Origin of the sequence: Bradyrhizobium sp. CCGUVB23, assembly GCF_024199885.1 — a bacterium.
GTDB lineage: Bacteria > Pseudomonadota > Alphaproteobacteria > Rhizobiales > Xanthobacteraceae > Bradyrhizobium.
The window spans coordinates 4015416-4032303 of record NZ_JANADQ010000001.1; the positions used below are offsets into that span (position 1 = coordinate 4015416).

Annotated in this window: 10 protein-coding genes; all 10 read right to left on the reverse strand. The window is 66.8% G+C overall.

The window, feature by feature from the left end:
- Positions 1-18 precede the first annotated feature (18 nt).
- Positions 19-3528, reverse strand: coding sequence for a double-strand break repair helicase AddA (gene addA, locus NLN62_RS18380; RefSeq protein WP_254109755.1), 3510 nt, complete (start codon positions 3526-3528; stop codon positions 19-21).
- Positions 3522-6668: a double-strand break repair protein AddB gene (addB, locus tag NLN62_RS18385; protein ID WP_254109756.1), complete on the reverse strand. Its 3147-nt coding sequence runs from the start codon at positions 6666-6668 to the stop codon at positions 3522-3524. Before addB ends, addA begins: the two co-directional genes overlap by 7 nt.
- Before the next feature lie 243 nt (positions 6669-6911).
- Positions 6912-7634, reverse strand: a complete 723-nt coding sequence (locus NLN62_RS18390) for a nucleotidyltransferase family protein (RefSeq protein ID WP_254109757.1) — start codon at positions 7632-7634, stop codon at positions 6912-6914.
- Positions 7635-7747: 113 nt separating this feature from the next.
- Positions 7748-8065 (reverse strand): pilus assembly protein PilZ, encoded by a 318-nt coding sequence (locus NLN62_RS18395; protein ID WP_027528299.1) that lies wholly within the window; start codon positions 8063-8065, stop codon positions 7748-7750.
- A 77-nt stretch (positions 8066-8142) separates the two neighbouring features.
- Complete coding sequence (gene tsaE, locus NLN62_RS18400; RefSeq protein ID WP_254109758.1) at positions 8143-9666, reverse strand: tRNA (adenosine(37)-N6)-threonylcarbamoyltransferase complex ATPase subunit type 1 TsaE; 1524 nt, start codon at positions 9664-9666, stop codon at positions 8143-8145.
- On the reverse strand, positions 9663-12167 hold the full coding sequence (locus NLN62_RS18405; RefSeq protein WP_254109759.1) for a PAS domain-containing sensor histidine kinase: 2505 nt from the start codon (positions 12165-12167) through the stop codon (positions 9663-9665). The genes tsaE and NLN62_RS18405 overlap by 4 nt, the downstream gene beginning before the upstream one ends.
- A 373-nt stretch (positions 12168-12540) precedes the next feature.
- Entirely contained in the window at positions 12541-12999 is a 459-nt protein-coding gene (gene dut, locus NLN62_RS18410; RefSeq protein WP_027528302.1) for a dUTP diphosphatase, read from the reverse strand.
- Complete coding sequence (gene coaBC / locus NLN62_RS18415) at positions 12996-14447, reverse strand: bifunctional phosphopantothenoylcysteine decarboxylase/phosphopantothenate--cysteine ligase CoaBC (protein WP_254109760.1); 1452 nt, start codon at positions 14445-14447, stop codon at positions 12996-12998. Before coaBC ends, dut begins: the two co-directional genes overlap by 4 nt.
- 55 nt (positions 14448-14502) lie before the next feature.
- Positions 14503-16077 (reverse strand): 2-polyprenylphenol 6-hydroxylase, encoded by a 1575-nt coding sequence (gene ubiB / locus NLN62_RS18420; protein ID WP_254109761.1) that lies wholly within the window; start codon positions 16075-16077, stop codon positions 14503-14505.
- Positions 16074-16835 (reverse strand): bifunctional demethylmenaquinone methyltransferase/2-methoxy-6-polyprenyl-1,4-benzoquinol methylase UbiE, encoded by a 762-nt coding sequence (gene ubiE, locus NLN62_RS18425; protein ID WP_254109762.1) that lies wholly within the window; start codon positions 16833-16835, stop codon positions 16074-16076. The genes ubiB and ubiE overlap by 4 nt, the downstream gene beginning before the upstream one ends.
- Positions 16836-16888: the final 53 nt, after the last annotated feature.

The following is a 16888-nucleotide window of genomic DNA, read 5'->3' on the forward strand; positions in this document are numbered from 1 at the left end:
CGAGATCATGGCGTCAACCTATGAACGGCGCCTTGCCGGGTCAAGGACGCTCACGCCGACATGAAGGGATGCCAGCGCCGCGTCCAGCGCGGGAGCGGAAATCTCCATATATTCAAGGGCCTCGGTCCAGAGCAGGACCGCCCTGATTGGCGTTTGGGGATAAAGCCGGGAGAGCACGGCCCGGTACAGCGCAAGCTGCCGGACATAAGCCGCCGGTGCCTCCGCGGCGCTCTTCGGCGCCACCTGGTTGGTCTTGAAATCGACGATCAGGACCTCCCCGGGGGTCACCACCAGCCGGTCGATCTGCCCCGACACCAGCGCCGGCGGCCGGCCGGATCGTTCGAGCCAACCGACGATCGCGACCTCCGGCCGACTGCCCGCGGCGAACACGGCGGCAAAACGCGGCGCGGCGATCAAGGCGAGTACCTTGTCGGCCAGCGCGGCGCGGTCGGCTTCCGGCCAATCCGCGGCGTTGCGTGCCATGAAGCCGAGCGCAGACTCGCGCCGCCGGTCGGGGGCGATATCGGGCAGGGATTGCAGCAGCCGGTGCACCAGCGTGCCGCGCTGCAATGCGAGGGCCCGGGACTGGACCGATTCGCCCGTCCGGACCGCGCGGCCTTCCCCGGCGGCCTGGCCGGAGGGGCGCACCGGATCGTCATCGAGGATCTCTTGCGGCGCCGGGCTTCGCAGCCAGTCCGGCAGGGTGATGGTCTCCTCGGTCGAGGTTGCGGGCGTGCCCAGCGCCGCGACGTCCTCCGGCCGGGCAAAGCGGGTCACTTTGCCGAGCGGAGTCTCGATCGTCTGCTTCTCGAGGCCGGAACCGGTGAGGCCCTTGTCCACGAGGTCGTACCAGCACAGCTTTCGCACCGTGTTCATGTTGCCGGGCATGCAGCCGCCGACGATCAGCCGGTCCGCCGCGCGCGTCATCGCGACATAGAGCAGGCGGCGATATTCGTCCTCGGTCTCCTCGAGCATTGCCTTGCGCGCGTCGATGACTGGTTTCGGATCGTCCGCCTTCCGCCCGGCCCACACCACGACCTCACCGCCATTGCCGCGCGGCACCTGGATCAGCCGCAGCCGCTGCGTGTCCGAGGGCGAGGAGGTGGTATCGACCATGAACACCACGGAGGCCTCCAGGCCCTTGGCGCCGTGCACGGTCATCACGCGGACCTCGTCGCGCGAAATCTCCATGTCGCGCTTCACCTCGGTATCGGCCGAGCGCAGCCAGGCCATGAAGCCTTGCAGCGAGGCCGGCGCCTTGCGCTCGTAGTTCAGCGCGAGTTCGAGGAACTCGTCGAGCGCGTCGTTGGCCTCATGGCCGAGCCGCCGCAGGATGCGCGCGCGGCCCCCGTCGCCGCCGAGCAGCCAGGCATAGAAGGCGAACGGCGTCTCGTTGCGTGCGTGGGCCTCGCAGGCCTCCAGCCTGCGCTGCACGGTTGCGAATCTCTCGCTTGTTCGCCCGTGCTCGGCCAGCGCCCGGCGCAGCGAGCCCTTGCGGTCCCAGGCGAGCGCAAACAGGTCGTCATCATCGAGCCCGAACAGCGGGCTCTTCAGCGCCACCGCGAGCGCAAGATCATCCTGCGGCAGCAGCAGCGCATCGGCGAGGTTCATCAGATCGATGATGGCGATGTGCTCGGTCAGCTTCAGCCGGTCGGCGCCGGCGACGGGAACGCCGGCATGCTTCAGCGCCTGGATCACCGCGTCGAACGCATTGCCGCGCCGCCGCACCAGGATCAGCATGTCGCCATAGCGGAGGGGACGCCGCTCACCGGTATGCCCGGTCAGCGTGCCGCTCTCCACCAGACGCTTGATCTCGGCTTGGATGCGGCGGGCGAGCTTGACCTCGGGGCTCGTGACGGAGACGCCGTCGAACGGCGCGCGCCAGCCTTCGATGTCCTGCCTGTCGTCGGCCTCCGCTAGATCCCAGAGCTCGATCAGGCTCGGGCCGGCATCGCTGAGGGCATTGTGCAGGGGATGGCCGATCTCGATCGCGTGGATGCTCTTGTAGATCTCCGCCTCGCGGAAGACGTGGTCGACCGAGTGCAGGATCGTTGCACCCGAACGGAACGAATAGGTGAACGCGACGGGATCGAATTTCAGGCCGGCTGCGGTGAACTTGCGATGCAGCTCGCGCCGGCGCGCGTCGAATTCGTGCGGCGCGGCACCCTGGAACGAGAAGATCGATTGCTTCTCGTCGCCGACGGCGAAGATGGTGCGGTTGAGTCCCTCGCGCGCGCCTTCGCCGGCGGTAAACTCGGAGATGATGTGCGCAACGATGTCCCACTGCCGCGGGCTCGTGTCCTGCGCCTCGTCGATCAGCACGTGATCGACGCCGCGGTCGAGCTTGTAATGCACCCAGCCCGAGCTGACGCGGTTCAGCATCGTCAGCGTCTTGTCGATGAGATCGTCGTAGTCGAGCAGGCCGCGCTCCTGCTTTTCGCGCCGGTAGTTCGCCGCCGCGGCGGTCGCGATATGCAGGAGAGCCTCGGTGCGATCGCGCACGGTGACCGCGCGGCGCCTCTCGATCAGTCCGCCGAGACGCTGCGCCTCGGCCTCGAACAGGCGCGCGACGGAGGGGTTGTGATCGCCGAACTTCTTGGTCAGAACGGCCTTGCGCGGCAGCTTCTCGTCGGTGAGGAAGACGCTCAGATAGGCATCGACCTGCGCGCTGCCGGAAAACAGTTTTGCCGCGCGTAAGCGCCCTGCCTGGTCGTTATCGGACTTGCTGCCGTCCTCCAGCGCAAAGGCGATGTCGTCCCAGCGCGAGCGCGGCAGGAAGGGGCCATCGAGAATTTCAAGCTCGATGTCCTCCATGCGGTCAGCGGCATCGACGCCCAGCACTGCCGCCATCTCCGCAGCAGCCGCTGCAGCGCTGCCGGCCGCGTCGGTCCAGGCCATGAAATGATCGCGGCTAAGGCAGGCTTCGCGCACGACCTCCTTGAAGGTGACGTCGGCGGCGTTCGCCATGGCGGTCAGCAGCGCGCGGCCGGTGACGCTATCAGGGTCGCGCGCGGCCTCCAGCAGCACCTTCAGATTGGCGCGCTCCATCATGTCGGTCTGGTCGCGCTCGTCGATCACGGCGAAACGTGCCGGAACATTGGCCTCGAACGGAAACTGCTGGAGCAGGCGGGTGCAAAGCGCATGGATGGTCTGCACTTTCAAGCCGCCCGGCGTCTCCAGCGCGCAGGCGAACAGCTTTCGCGCCTCGCGCCGCAGTTTTACGTTGGGGTAGGGGATGCCGGCGGCGCGGATCGCATCGTCAAGCGCGGCGTCATCCAGCGTCACCCAATGGCCGAGCGTGGTGAACACGCGCTCGGCCATGTTGGCAGCCGCCGCCTTGGTGAAGGTGATGCAGAGTATCTTTTCCGGCGGCACGCCCGAGAGCAACAAGCGGATCACGCGCTGCACCAGCACATGCGTCTTGCCCGAGCCGGCATTGGCCGACACGAAGGCCGATGCGGTCGGGTCGGACGCGCGCGCCTGCGTCGCACGCACGGCATCGGGGATAGGGCGCGGCGCCTTCACCATTCCTCGATCCCCAAGCCGCCGGCGGCGGACCATTCCTTGATGCGCGCGAGATCGTCATAGCTGCCGTAGCGGTTGGTCCACATCGGCAGGTTCAACGAGGTGTAGGCCTGGTTCTCGTCATCGAACGCGCGGATCAGTGCTTCCAGCTTGTTTCGCGCATCCGCGGCGGCGGTGTCCGGCGGCTGCGGCGCGTCGCTCGGCTTGATCTTGAGCTCGAGAATGCGCTCTTCGCCTGGCGGATTGTTGCCGCTCAGGCGAACGTAGACGAGCTGGCTGACGGATGAGCCGGCGTCGATGCCGGGAAAGCCGCCCTCGCGCAGGATCGCTGCTTCGAGCGTGAGCTGCGGCGATAATCCCATGCGCACCTGCTTGCCGGTCGGCGGCTGGCCGGTCTTGTAGTCGAGGATCGCGTAACCGCCGCCCTGCCGTTGCTCGATGCGATCGGCGCGCGCGGAGAGATAGAACGTGCGCTCATTGTCGAGCCGGATTGCTATCTCGCCGCGGGTCTCGGCGCTGATCGCCTCGATCGCGCCGCGCCGCGCTTGCTCCCATTCGCCAAACCAGCGGGCGATGCGCTGAAAGCGCGGCCACCACAACGCCCGCGCTTCGGGGCGCTCCATCAGCGGCGCAAAATGCTTTTCGCCGATCGCGCGCAGGACGCGCACTGGGTCCTGCGGCAGGCGCGCGGCATAGGCTTCCGTGAACTCGCCCAGCGCATCGTGGATGGCAGAACCGCGATCGGCTGCGGAGAGCGGCATGTCGACGGGATCGAGGGCATCGAGCCGCAGAATGTATTTTGCGTAGATCGTGTAGGGGTCGCGCAGCCAGTCCTCGATCGCGGTGACCGACAGCTTCAGCGGCCGCGTTGCGCGCGGTGGCCGCGGCTCGGGCTGCTTGATCGGCTTGACCTCGTCGGGCTGGTCCAGCGCGCTCGCGAACTGGACATATTTTTCGCCGCCGCGTTTTGCGGTCCTCCAGTGATCATCACCCGCAACCGCTTCCAGCCGGTGCAGGAAGCGCGAGGCCACCGCCGGCGCGCCACCGGCCTTGGCGGAATGGGTGAGGATCACCTCGTCGGCGCCGAGCAGCTGCGCGAAGTCATGCGCGGAGAGGCCGATGCGGCGCTCCGGCAGGTCGAGGCCGAGCTCGTGCCGCATCGGGCGGCTGAGCCAGGGATCGATGCGCGGCGAGGGCGGCCACACGCCTTCGATCAGCCCGCCGACGATGATGCGGTCGGCCTGCATCAGGCGCGATTCCAGCGGGCCATAGATCTGGAGCCGCGCGCCGGGCTTGTCCGGCCGCCGCACCGCGCGGTCGCCGAACGCGGTCTGGAACACGTCAACATAATCCGGCAGCGGCACCACCAGCCCGCTCGTCGTGCCGCCGCGCAGGAGATCGTCGAAGGCGGCGGCAAGTGCCAGTCCCTCGCGGTCCTCGAAGGCAAGCGAAACGCCCTGCTCGTCGCGCGACAGCGCGATCAGGATCTCGCGATGACGATGCGCGAGCTCGGCGAAATCGTAAGCCTTCGACGATGCCAGGCCCTCGATCGGCGCCAGCGCCGCTTGCAAGGCTGCGATCAGCGCCTGGATGCGATCGAGGTCTTCGGCCCTCAGCCGCGCGCGGGGCTCACTCCGATGCAGCGCGGAGACTTCGCTCCGCCAGAGTTTTGCAAGCTCATCGCGGAAGCGGGTGAACTCGCGCGAGAGCCCCGCCGCTCCCGGCGGCGGGCGCGTGCCGCGCAACACCGCGAGCTCCAAGCCTTCGATCGCGCTCGTCCACGCGCCGGACGTGGCGCCGAGCCGGCACAGCTGATGCTTGAGCAGCGCGAGCAAGGTCGGCGGCTCCAGGCCCTTCGTCGCAACTTCCGCCGCAAGGCGCGCGAAGGTGCCGGCGGAGGTTTCCATCAGCACGTCGCCGCCGGAATCGTCGAAGGCAAGATCCCAGCGCGCGAGCGCCGCCATCACCCGCCGGGCCAATGCGCGATCCGGTGTCACCAGCGCGGCGGATTTGTCGAGATGCCGCGCCTCGCGCATCGCAATCGCGATCGCGAGCGCTTCCATCTCGGGATTGGGCGCCTCGACGACGGCAAGCCCTTTCATGCCGGCGCCGATCTTGCCGGCGACATCGCTCTGCTTCAGCCGGTCGTGCCATTTCTCCGTCGCGCTTGACGGCCGCATCGATTCGGAGGCCAGGAGATCGCGACCACCTTCCGCCGGTGGTTGGAGGATGTCGACGTCGCTGCGCCTGATTCCGAAACGCTGCAACAGCGCGTGCATGGCATATTGCGGATGGTTCGAGGCGGGATGTTCCGCGAACTTGCCCAGCGCATCGCGCACGCCGCCGATGGTCCGCCAGGCGTCCTCGTCGAGATCGGTGTCGAGCCCCGGCAACACCACTGCGCCATGCGGGAGTGAAGCAACCGCGTGCAGGAATTTTGCGGTGGCCGGCATCGAACCGGTCGAGCCCGCTGCGATCACGGGCCCCGCGGGATGCGCGGTCAGCCGTTTTGCTTCTGCGGCGATCAGTTGATCGCGCCGCGCTGCAGGTTCGATCCGGTTGATCTCGGCGAGATGGCTCGGCCAGGCCTCGCGCGCGATGCGCAGAAACTGAAGCGAATGCTGCCAGTATTGATCGAGCTGGTCAGGAATGAGCCCGTCGAGCGCGCTCCAGTCGACGCCGCGCGTCACCATGTCGTCGATGAGGCGCGCAAGATCCGAGGCGAGCGCCAGTGTCGAGGCGGGGCCGCCGACCACCAGCGGCGCCAACACCTCGCCTTTGGCCCAGGCTGCGACCAGCCGCGCCAGCGTCAGCCTGCGTTCGAGCTCGCCCAACCGTGGCGGAATGTCGAGCGGTGTCGTGCCGGAAAACTGCTCGGCCTCGTCGGCAAAGGCGAGCTCGTCCTCGTCGATGTCGCCGAGGGCGACGATGCGCGGCAGCACCACCGCGTCCGTCTTCATCTCCTCCAGGAAGATCTCGCGCACCACGCGCATCGCGCGCCGCGTCGGCAGATAGAGCGTGGCATCCGCCAGCCGCGCCGGTTCCTTGCGCGCCTCAAAGCCATCGACCAGCCGGCCGTCGAGCAGCGCGGCGATGACCGTGCGCAGGAAGGGAACCGAGACTGGAACGGTGAAGACGCGCATGAGCTGCCTGATTCGGGATCAGGCGCCAATATAGGGAGACAGCTTCAAATGGTCATGAGCGCAAGCGAGGTCTTCCCCGCTGTTCGCCACTCCACGTGCTCTCGTGCCCCGGACGCGGCGCGGCATGAAATGACGCGCCGCTGAGCCGGGGCCCACGTTGCGTCATCACGGCTGTGGGCTGTGTGGGTCCCGGCTCAGCAGTGCATCGCTGCGCGCTGCACTGCGTCCGGGACACGAGAGCGGCTAAGCCACGCTCTCCAGGAACGCCTCTTCGGCGGCGTGCACGGCATCGGGGGTGCCGACGTGCATCCACAGGCCGTCGAGGCGGAGGCCGAACAGCCGCTCCTGCTCGCCGGCGTGGTCGAACATCTTCGTCAGCGAGAACTCGCCCTTCGGGGCGCCTGCAAATATGGACGGCGAGATGATGGCCGCGCCTGCGTAGACAAACGGCACCACCTGATGCTCGCGGCGCGCGCGCAGGGTGCCGTCCGGCAGCATCGAATAATCGCCGCGGCCGCCATAGCCGATGCTGCTCGCGGTCGGCGCCATCAACAACAGGATGTCCATCCGCGCCGGATCGAAATTCTCCGCGAGCCGCTCCAGGTTGGAGCGCACACCGTCGATCCAGAGCGTGTCGGAGTTGACGTGGAAGAACGGGGCGTCGCCCAGCAACGGCAGTGCCTTGACCACGCCGCCGCCGGTGCCGAGCACCTGGTCGCGCTCGTCCGAGATGATCACGCGCGGCCGCTTGCGGCCGGCGACATGGTCGATGATCTGATCCGGCAAATAGTGCACGTTGACCACGGCCTCGGTGACGCCGGCCTGGTCGAGCTTGTCGAGCACATGGTCGAGCAGCGGCTGGCCCGCCACGCTCACCAGCGGTTTCGGCATCTTCTCCGTCAGGGGGCGCATGCGCAGGCCGAGGCCGGCTGCGAGCACCATCGCTTTGGTCGGTTTGACGGACATGCCTGACTTTCTCGAAAACCTCTGTTTCGTGGCCCCAGCAATCCTAGCACGCGGATCAGCCGGCCAAATCGCCATAATCACCTGGGATGACGTTTGTACGACGGGTGTTGCAATCAAGCTCCCGCAGATGTGGACCGCGCCTTTTTCCGCTTGTTGCCCTGTTTGAGGAAGTTGACGCCGATCTGGTCGCCATTGACCCAGGCCAGCTCGCAGCGCCGGTAGGCCAATCCGGTGGACGACAGCAGCAGAAAAAATTCCTTGAGGTGCAGGCCCTCGACCGAGCCCTCGATGGTGAGCTTGGCGCCGGTCTCGCAGACGTCCTCCATCGTGCAATCGCGCCGCCAGGTCCCGTCGATTCCCATCATATGGGCAGGTATCCCGCGCTCGAAGACGACGCGATCGCCTTTGCGTCGTTCGGTGCTCGCTGCCATGCGTCCTCGCTTCCCACCCGTATCTTTGCGGCCTCCAGCGGACGAGATTACGGCTGCGATGGCTAACAGCCGGTAAATCAGCCCTTCGGCGGCGGAACGTTGGCGAGATACCAGTCGCGCATATGGGCCAGTGACGGGTGCGCCAGCGAGCGCTGAAGATAGGTCCAGATCCGCGGCTGGTGGCGCAGATAATGCGGCTTGCCGTCGCGGCGGTTGAGGCGCGCAAAAGTGCCGAGAAGGCGCGTGTTCCGTTGCGCCGACATGACGGCGTAGAGCTCGGCAAAGCCCGCCGGATCGAAGCCGGCATCGCCGGCGCGGCGTGCCTTGATGTAGCGCGACAGCAGCGTCAGCTCGAGGCTTTCGGGCACGTCGATGCGGGCGTCCTGAAGCAGCGACACGACGTCGTAGGATTGCGGGCCGAGCACGGTGTCCTGAAAGTCGATCACGCCGAGACGTGAGATGCCTGTGCGGTCGGCAAGCCAGATCAGATTGGGCGAGTGATAATCGCGCAGCACCCAGGTCTTCGGCGCCGCCAACGGTTTTGCGAGCAGCTCACGCCACATCGCGAAGAATTCCGCGCGCCTCTCCTCGCTCAGCGGAGCGTCGCGATCTGGGAGGTACCATTCCGGCATCAGCCCGATCTCGATCAGGAGTGCCTCAGTGTCGAAGACGGGAATGGCGTAGTCGCCATGACCGGACAGCGGCAATATCTCCGGCAAGGCCCTGCCGTGCAGCGCGGCCAGTGCGTCGGTCGCGACCTCGTAGCGTTCGGCAATCGGGTGCGGCGGATCGCCCTCGATCACGCCCTCGTTGCCAAAGTCCTCCGTGATCAGGAAACCATGGTCGAGATCGGAATGGTGGATCACAGGCGCTGAGAGGCCTTGTGCGCGCAGGCCTTCGTCGATCGCGACGAACGGTTTTACGTTCTCGGCGAGATGCACCGCGGCGCTGTAGGACTTTCCGTTGTAGATCGCGGCGCCGTCGGGGCGCTGCGGAAAATTCATGAGGATGATGATCTCGTCGTCGCGGATCAGCCGCGCATAGGAACGGGTCGAGGCGTCGCCATTCATGCGCCGCCGCGTTGCGCCCATGTAACCGGATCTCTCGAGAAACTCGCGCAGCGCTTTCAGCCGCGCGACCGTCGCTGCGGCCCTGCCGTAGCCGGTGATATCGGCCGCGCGCGCGGTCGATCCGAGCGCGGGCCGATGCGTGAGCGCGATATCGATGCGATCCAGAGGCAAGGCGGACGGCGCGCGCTCCGGCCATTCGACGAGGACGAGCGTGGCATCTGGCAGCGGCGACAGCCCGATCTCCTCGAGCTCGGCTTCGTCCTCGACGCGATAGAGATCGGCATGCAGCACCGGATATGGCGGCAGCTCATAGCCCTGCACCAGCGTGAAGGTCGGGCTCGGCACCTCCAGCGCCTCGTTGTCCGCGAGATAGCGGATCATCGCGCGTGCAGCGGCGGTCTTGCCGGCGCCGAGATCGCCGGAGAGTGTGATGACGTCGCCAGATCCGACCAGCAGTGCGAGATCGGCCATGAGCTGCGCAGTCGCGGTCTCGTTGAAAAGCGCGACGGAGAATGTCGTTGATGCGGTCATTCGGCGGCGTCGCGATGCGCCGCCTGGTCGGTCGGGAAATCGCAGGTCACGGTCGTGCCCTTGCCGACGATCGAATCCACCCGCACCTTGCCGCCATGCAGCTCGACGAAGGAGCGCACCAGCGACAGGCCGAGGCCGGCGCCGCGATGGCGCGAGCCTTGCGAGCGGCTTTCGAACCAGTTGAACACCTTGTCTTTCATGTCGGCAGGTATTCCAGGCCCGGAATCTGTCACGGTGAAGACCACGCTGCGCTCGGTGCGGCGCGCGCTGATGCCGACGGTCGAATCCTGCGGCGAGAAGCCGACCGCGTTGGCGAGCAGGTTATAGAGTACCTGCACCACGCGCTTCTCGTCGCCAATGAAGCTGCCGGCGTCGGGCGCGATCTCGACCTTGAGGCGGATGCGGTCGGTGGCGAGCCGGTCCTGGATACCTTCGGCGGCAAGCTCGATTGCCTTGGAGACGTCGACCGGGCCGAGCTCGAGCTTCATCGCCCCCGCGTCGATGGTCGCAAGATCCAGGATGTTGTTGGTCAGCGCGAGCAGCGCGTTGGTCGATTTGGTGACGTAGTCCAGATATTCGGCCTGCTTCGGCGTCAGCGGACCGGTCGAGGGATCGCTGAGGAAGTGCGCGAAGCCGATGATGGTGGTGAGCGGGGCGCGCAGCTCGTAGGAAACGTGGTGGACGAAATCCACCTTCATCTGGTCGGCGGCTTCCAGCGCCTCGTTGCGCTCGCGCAGCGCGCGCTCGACATTCTCGGTGTCGGTGATGTCCTGGAAGGTCAGCATCGTGGCGCCGTCGGGCAGCGGCCGGATCATGCCGTTCACGACGCTGCCGTCCTTGCGCTCCAGCTTCAGCGGCACGTCGACGCGATTTTCGATCGAGGTGATGGCCTCGCGGATCTGCCGCCAGACATGCGCCTCGTCGAACAGCGGCTGACACCAGCCCTCCACGGCCTGGATGTGCGGCTGCTCGCGCAAGGCCTCGTTCGACAGCTTCCACATCCGCGCGAAGGCCGGGTTCGACAACTGGACCTTGCCGTTGCTGCCGAACACCGCGACGCCCTCGGCGAGACTGTCGAGCGTCTCGCGCTGCACGCGGATCAGGCCGTCGAAGCGGCGGGCGAGATCGAGGCTCTCGGTGACATCGTCGAACAGATAGGTGACGCCGCCTTCGGGGCTGGGCGTGGTGACGACGGAGAGCGCGCGACCGTCGGGCAGGAACCATGTGTCATGGGCGGTCTCGACCGCGCGATAGGCCTCGTGCAGCTTGGCCTTCCAGGCGCGGAAATCCGGCTGCTCCGGCAGCTTGCGCGCGGCGCGGAGCTGATCGAGCACGCTGGAATCATCGGGATTGGCATCGAGGAAGGTACGGTCGAGATCCCAGAGCCGGCGATAGGAATCGTTGTAGAAGGCGAGCCGCCGCTGCCCGTCGAACACGGCAACGCCGGAGGAGAGCTGGTCGAGGGTGCGGCGATGCGCCTCCGCCATCCGCACCAGCGCCGAGCTCAGCGCATCCGCTTCGCTGGCGTCGATCGCGACGCCGACGCTGCTGTCGCCGACATTGACGGCACGCACGTCATAGATGCGGCGCTCGCCGCCGATCACGATCGGCAGGCGCGAGGTGAAGCTGGCCGCGTCCTTCAGCCCGCGCTCCATGTCGGCGCGGTCGGCGCTGTCCAGGAGCTCGAGCTTGCGCTCCTGGGCATCGATGACGTTTGCCGCTTCGGTCGCCCGCACATAGGCCGGGTTGGCGTAGGCGAGCGCTCCGTTCGCGCTCTTGGCCCAGATCGGCCAGGGACTAGCCGCGGCAAAGCCGCGCAGCATCTCGGTCTCGTCGAGCAGCGCCTTGTGGCGCAGATTGGTTTCGGCGAGCTCGCGCCGGAGCCCCGAGAGTTCGCGAATCCTGACAATGGCCTGGCCGCCGATGGCGCGGCCGATCGCCTCGAGGGTACGGCCGCTCGCGGTGGACAGATTGAGCTGGAACCCGTCGCCATGCTCGCGCAGCGCATCGACCGCGTGATCCATCTGCAGCGCCGGCTCCGGCGGCAGCCAGGTTCCAAACGCCAGCACGCGCTGCGGCGAGGAGTCACGCGGCAGCACCATGGAGATGTCGCCGGAGATCTGCGCGCGATTGTCGCCCGCGGGCCAGGAGATCAGGATCTGCGGCTCGGCGAACAGCAGCGCGCCGAAGCGGTCGGCCTGGAGTTGCAGTTCCCCGATCCGGGTCTGCAACCGCTCCTCGTTCTTCGCGGTGCGGACGCGGGTCCGCATCAACAGGATCGCGGCGACCACCGAGAAGCCCAGCAGAGCGAGCGCGGTCGCCAGCACCGCGATTTCCTGCCGGTTGAAGTCCAGCAGTGTGGAAAGTGTGTCGACGAGATCGGCGGCATCCGCCGGCGCAGCCGGAAGGAGCGCCGCAAGAGCGCCACCGATCAGGCCGTTGCGCGCCAACGACGTGCACGACAGCAGCGTCCGACGCATCGACACGATCACGCCTGACATCATTGCCCCAAGACCGCACGAATTTGCGCCCGGCGATTTCCCCCGCCGCGCGCGAATCAAGAGACAATATCCCCTTCGTGACTCGACCGGTAAGAGTCCAGATCGTGAACGCAAAGGTGGCCCCAAAAAAATGCCGGCCACGCGGTTCCAGGTCCATGTAGTCCTGCGGCTGATTCGGCTGGAGTTGCCACGTGTTAGCGTGTCACGCTGGCCGCCGCGATGGTGGTGCGCTCCCTCTCCCGCTTGCGGGAGAGGGTTGGGGAGAGGGTGTCTCCGCAGAGAGATTCCCAATGAGGAAAGAGCCCTCACCCGCGTCGCTTCGCTCCGCGACCTCTCCCACAAGCGGGAGAGGTGAAGCCAACTCGCGGCTGTGTCAGCGTCCGGTGGAGCCGAAGCCGCCGGCGCCGCGATCCGTCGCCGACAGCGTGGTGACGGGAACCAGACTGGCCTGAACGACAGGTGCGATCACCATCTGCGCGATGCGCTCGCCGCGCTTGATCTCGAACGGCGTATCGCCGTGATTGATCAGGATCACCTTGATCTCGCCGCGATAGTCCGCATCGATCGTTCCGGGCGAGTTCAGCACGGTGACGCCGTGCTTGGCGGCGAGGCCGGAGCGGGGCCGCACCTGCGCCTCGTATCCGGCCGGCAATGCGATCGCGAGTCCCGTCGGCACCAGCGCGTGCTTGCCGGGGGCGAGCGTCAGAGGTTCGCCCTCGGGAACGGCGGCCATCAGGTCGAGGCCGGCGGCCTCGGCCGTCTGGTAGGCCGGCAGCGGCAGGCCTTCGGCATGGCCCAAGCGTTGCAGTTCGACGGTGACCTTCGTGCTCAAGATGCGGGCTCCAGGGATTTGTCGGCCACGCTCTTTACGACATGCGCGATCAGCTCGGTGGCGACCTGTTCCTTGGTCATCACCGGCCAGGAATCAACCGCAATCTCGCCGTCCTCCCCACCGCTTTTACGGCTGAGCAGATGCACGGTGTTGCGGTCGCCGCCCATCACGCCGGTTGCCGGCGAGACGTCGTTGGCAACGATCCAGTCGCAGCCCTTGCGCGCGAGCTTGGCCTTGGCGTTGTCGATGAGATGCTCGGTTTCGGCGGCAAAGCCGATCACCAGCGGCGGACGCTTGTCGCTGAGTTTCGAGATCGTGGCGAGGATGTCGGGGTTTTCGACGAGTTGAAGCGGCGGCATGCCGGCCGACGTCTTCTTCAGCTTCTGCTCGCCCTCATTGGCGACCCGCCAGTCGGCAACCGCTGCGGCGAAGATGGCGATATCGACCGGAAGCGAGGCCTGCACATGCTCCAGCATCTGCCGGGCCGATTCCACGTGCTTGACCGTGACGCCGTCGGGATCGTTGAGGTCGACCGGGCCGCTCACGAGGATCACCTCGGCGCCTGCGGCCTGCGCGGCGGCGGCAATGGCAAAGCCCTGCTTGCCGGAGGAGCGGTTGGCAATGTAGCGCACCGGATCGATCGGCTCGTGGGTTGGCCCCGCGGTGATCAGCACGCGCTTGCCCGCGAGCGGCCGCGGCACCGGCGGCCGCAGCAGGCGCTCGGCGGCGACGGCGATCTCGATGGCCTCGGACATCCGGCCGACGCCGGCCTCGCCCGCTTCCGCCATCTCGCCGGCGTTGGGGCCGATCATCACCACGCCGTCGCGCTGGAGTTGCGCCACGTTGCGGCGTGTCGCGGCGTTATTCCACATCAGCGGATTCATCGCCGGCGCCAGCAGGATCTTTCGGTTGGTGGCGAGCAGGACGGCGCTGGCGAGATCGTCGGCATGACCGCATGCCATCTTGGCCATCAGATCGGCGGTCGCCGGCGCCACCACGATCAGGTCGCAGTCGCGCGCGAGGCGAATATGGCCGGCGTCGAACTCGCTCTGGGGATCGAACAGGTCGGTATAGACACGCTCATGGGAGAGCGCGCTTGCCGCCAGTGGCGTGACGAATTGCTGCGCGGCCTTGGTCAGCACGCAGCGGACGTCGACGCGCCGCTCCTTGAGCCGGCGGATCAGGTCGAGCGACTTGTAGGCTGCGATCCCGCCGCCGATGATCAGGGTGACGCTGACCTCGGCCACGGCGCCGGTGCGCGGGGATGGGGGAGCGGGAGACGCCGCGGGCGGCGCCGCGAACGGCGTCAGCGGCTCCTCGCGGCCCTCGATCAGCTCCCGCAGGATGACCCGGACCTCTTCCTCGACCGACCTGCGGTTCTTGGCCGAGCGCAGGCGCAAATAGGTTTTGACGCCTTCGTCGAGCTTGCGGATGGTCAGGCTGGCCATGACGCCCTCCAGCAGGGAATGATGGCAATGCTATCACATCATGAATGCATTGCAATCAATTCCCTCGGATGGCGAGCAGGATTCCGACCAGGGCGAGGGCAATAACCCAAAGGCCAATCGTCTGCCACCGAGCTTTGCGGCCCTCCGCGCGGGCCATTTCCTCGATCGTGTCCGACGACAGCATGTGGCCTTCGCGGGTCATGGTTTCCAGCTGCTCGAGCACTGTCACGGCGCGGCTCGCGATTGCAGGCAGTCCCGCCAGCACCCGGCCGAGCTCGCCGGCGCCGGACATCGCGCCCTGGATGCGGCCGACCGGGCCGAGATTTTGCGCGATCCACTCGCGCACCACGGGATCGGCGGTTTTCCAGATGTCGAGCTTGGGATCGAAGCCGCGCGCGACGCCCTCGACCACCACCATGGTCTTTTGCAGCAGGATCAGCTCGGGTCTGGTCTGCATGTCGAACAGGCCGGTGACCTCGAGCAAAAGCGTCAACAGCTTCGCCATCGAGATTTCTTCGGCGGTGCGGTTGTGGATCGGCTCGCCGATGGCGCGGATCGCCTGTGCAAAGTTCTCGACCGAATGGTGCGAGGGCACGTAGCCCGCCTCGAAATGCACCTCCGCCACGCGGCGATAGTCGCGGGTGATGAAGCCGAGCAGGATTTCGGCGAGGAAGCGCCGCTCCTTCAGGCCGAGCCGGCCCATGATGCCGAAATCGACCGCGACGAGATGTCCCGCATCGTCCAGGAACATATTTCCCGGATGCATGTCGGCATGAAAAAAGCCGTCGCGCAGCGCGTGGCGCAGAAAGCTCTGGATGACCTTGCGGCCGAGGTCGGGCAGGTCGACATGGGCCCCCTGCAGGCGCACGTGGTCGTTCAGCGCGATGCCGTCGATCCACTCCATCGTCAGCACGTTGTGCGTGGTGCGATCCCAATCGACCGTGGGCACGCGGAAATCCGGATCGCCCTGCGTGTTCTCCGCCATCTCCGACAGCGCGGCCGCTTCCAGCCGCAGGTCCATTTCCATCGCGACCGAGCGCGACATGGTGTTGATGACCTCGACGAGGCGCAGGCGGCGTGCTTCCGCCGAATAGGTCTCGGCCTTGTGTGCGACGAAGAAGAAATCGGAGAGGTCGCGTCGGAAGCGCGCGGCGACGTTGGGTCGCAGCACCTTGATCGCGACCGCCTTGCGCACGCCGTCGCGTACCACCTCGCCACGATGCACCTGCGCGATCGAGGCCGCCGCAACGGGCGGGCCGAAGCTCGCGAACACCTCCGTCAGAGGACGCTCCAGCGATGTCGCGATCGCGGCTTCCGCCTCGGCTTGCGAAAACGGCGGCAGGCGATCCTGGAGGCTTTCAAGGTCGCGCGCCATGACGACGCCGACGACGTCCGGGCGTGTTGCCAGGAACTGGCCGAGCTTGAGATAGGCCGGGCCCATCCGGGTCAGCGCGCGCGACAGCCGCGGTCCGTGCTTTGGGCCGCGCCGTTCGACGAGGCGGGCAAGCTTCAGGGCGAGTTGTCCAGGCGGCGGCACCAGGCTCGGATCGACGGCGCCGAACACGCCCTCGCGCGCAAACACGATCGCGGCGCGGGCAAGACGCGCAATGTGGGTAATGGCAGAGATCACAAACGCCAGCCTGAATGCAATGCGACGATGCCGCCGGACAGGGTCTGCCAGCTCACGCGGGAGAAGCCGGCCGCGCGGATCATGTCGGCGAAGGCGTTCGGCTTGGGGAATTTGCGGATGGACTCGACGAGATACTGATACGATTCGGCATCGCCCGTGACCATGCGGCCAAGCGGCGGAATCACCTTGAACGAGAACAGGTCATAGAGACGATCGAGCCCGGGCATCTCGACCGTGGAGAACTCCAGGCACAGGAAGCGGCTGCCGGGCTTCAGCACCCGATAGGCCTCGCCAAGTGCGAGATCGATCCGCGGCACGTTGCGGATTCCGAAAGCGATCGTATATGCGTCGAAGCTGCGATCGGCAAAAGCGAGCGCTTCGGCATTGCCCTCGACGAAGTCGACCTGGGTGTCGAGATGCCGCTTCTCGGCGCGCTCGCGTCCCACGGCCAGCATGTTGGCGTTGATGTCGCAGACCGTGGCATGAAAGCCGGCGCCTGCCGCCTTGGCGGCGCGGAACGAAATATCGCCGGTGCCGCCGGCGACGTCGAGCAGCGCGAACGGCCGGTCACTCCGCGGCGGGTCGAGCGCGTTGATCATGATGTCCTTCCAGACCCGGTGCAGGCCACCGGACATCAGGTCGTTCATCAGGTCATAGCGCGAGGCGACGCTGTGAAACACGTCGTTCACCAGCGTCTGCTTGTCGCTCAGGGGGACGTCCCTGAAGCCAAAATGCGTGGTTTCGCCCGGCCGATCCATTACTCTACTCCACGAGGCGGACCATAGCGCGGCCGCCGCAATGGCGCTATCAC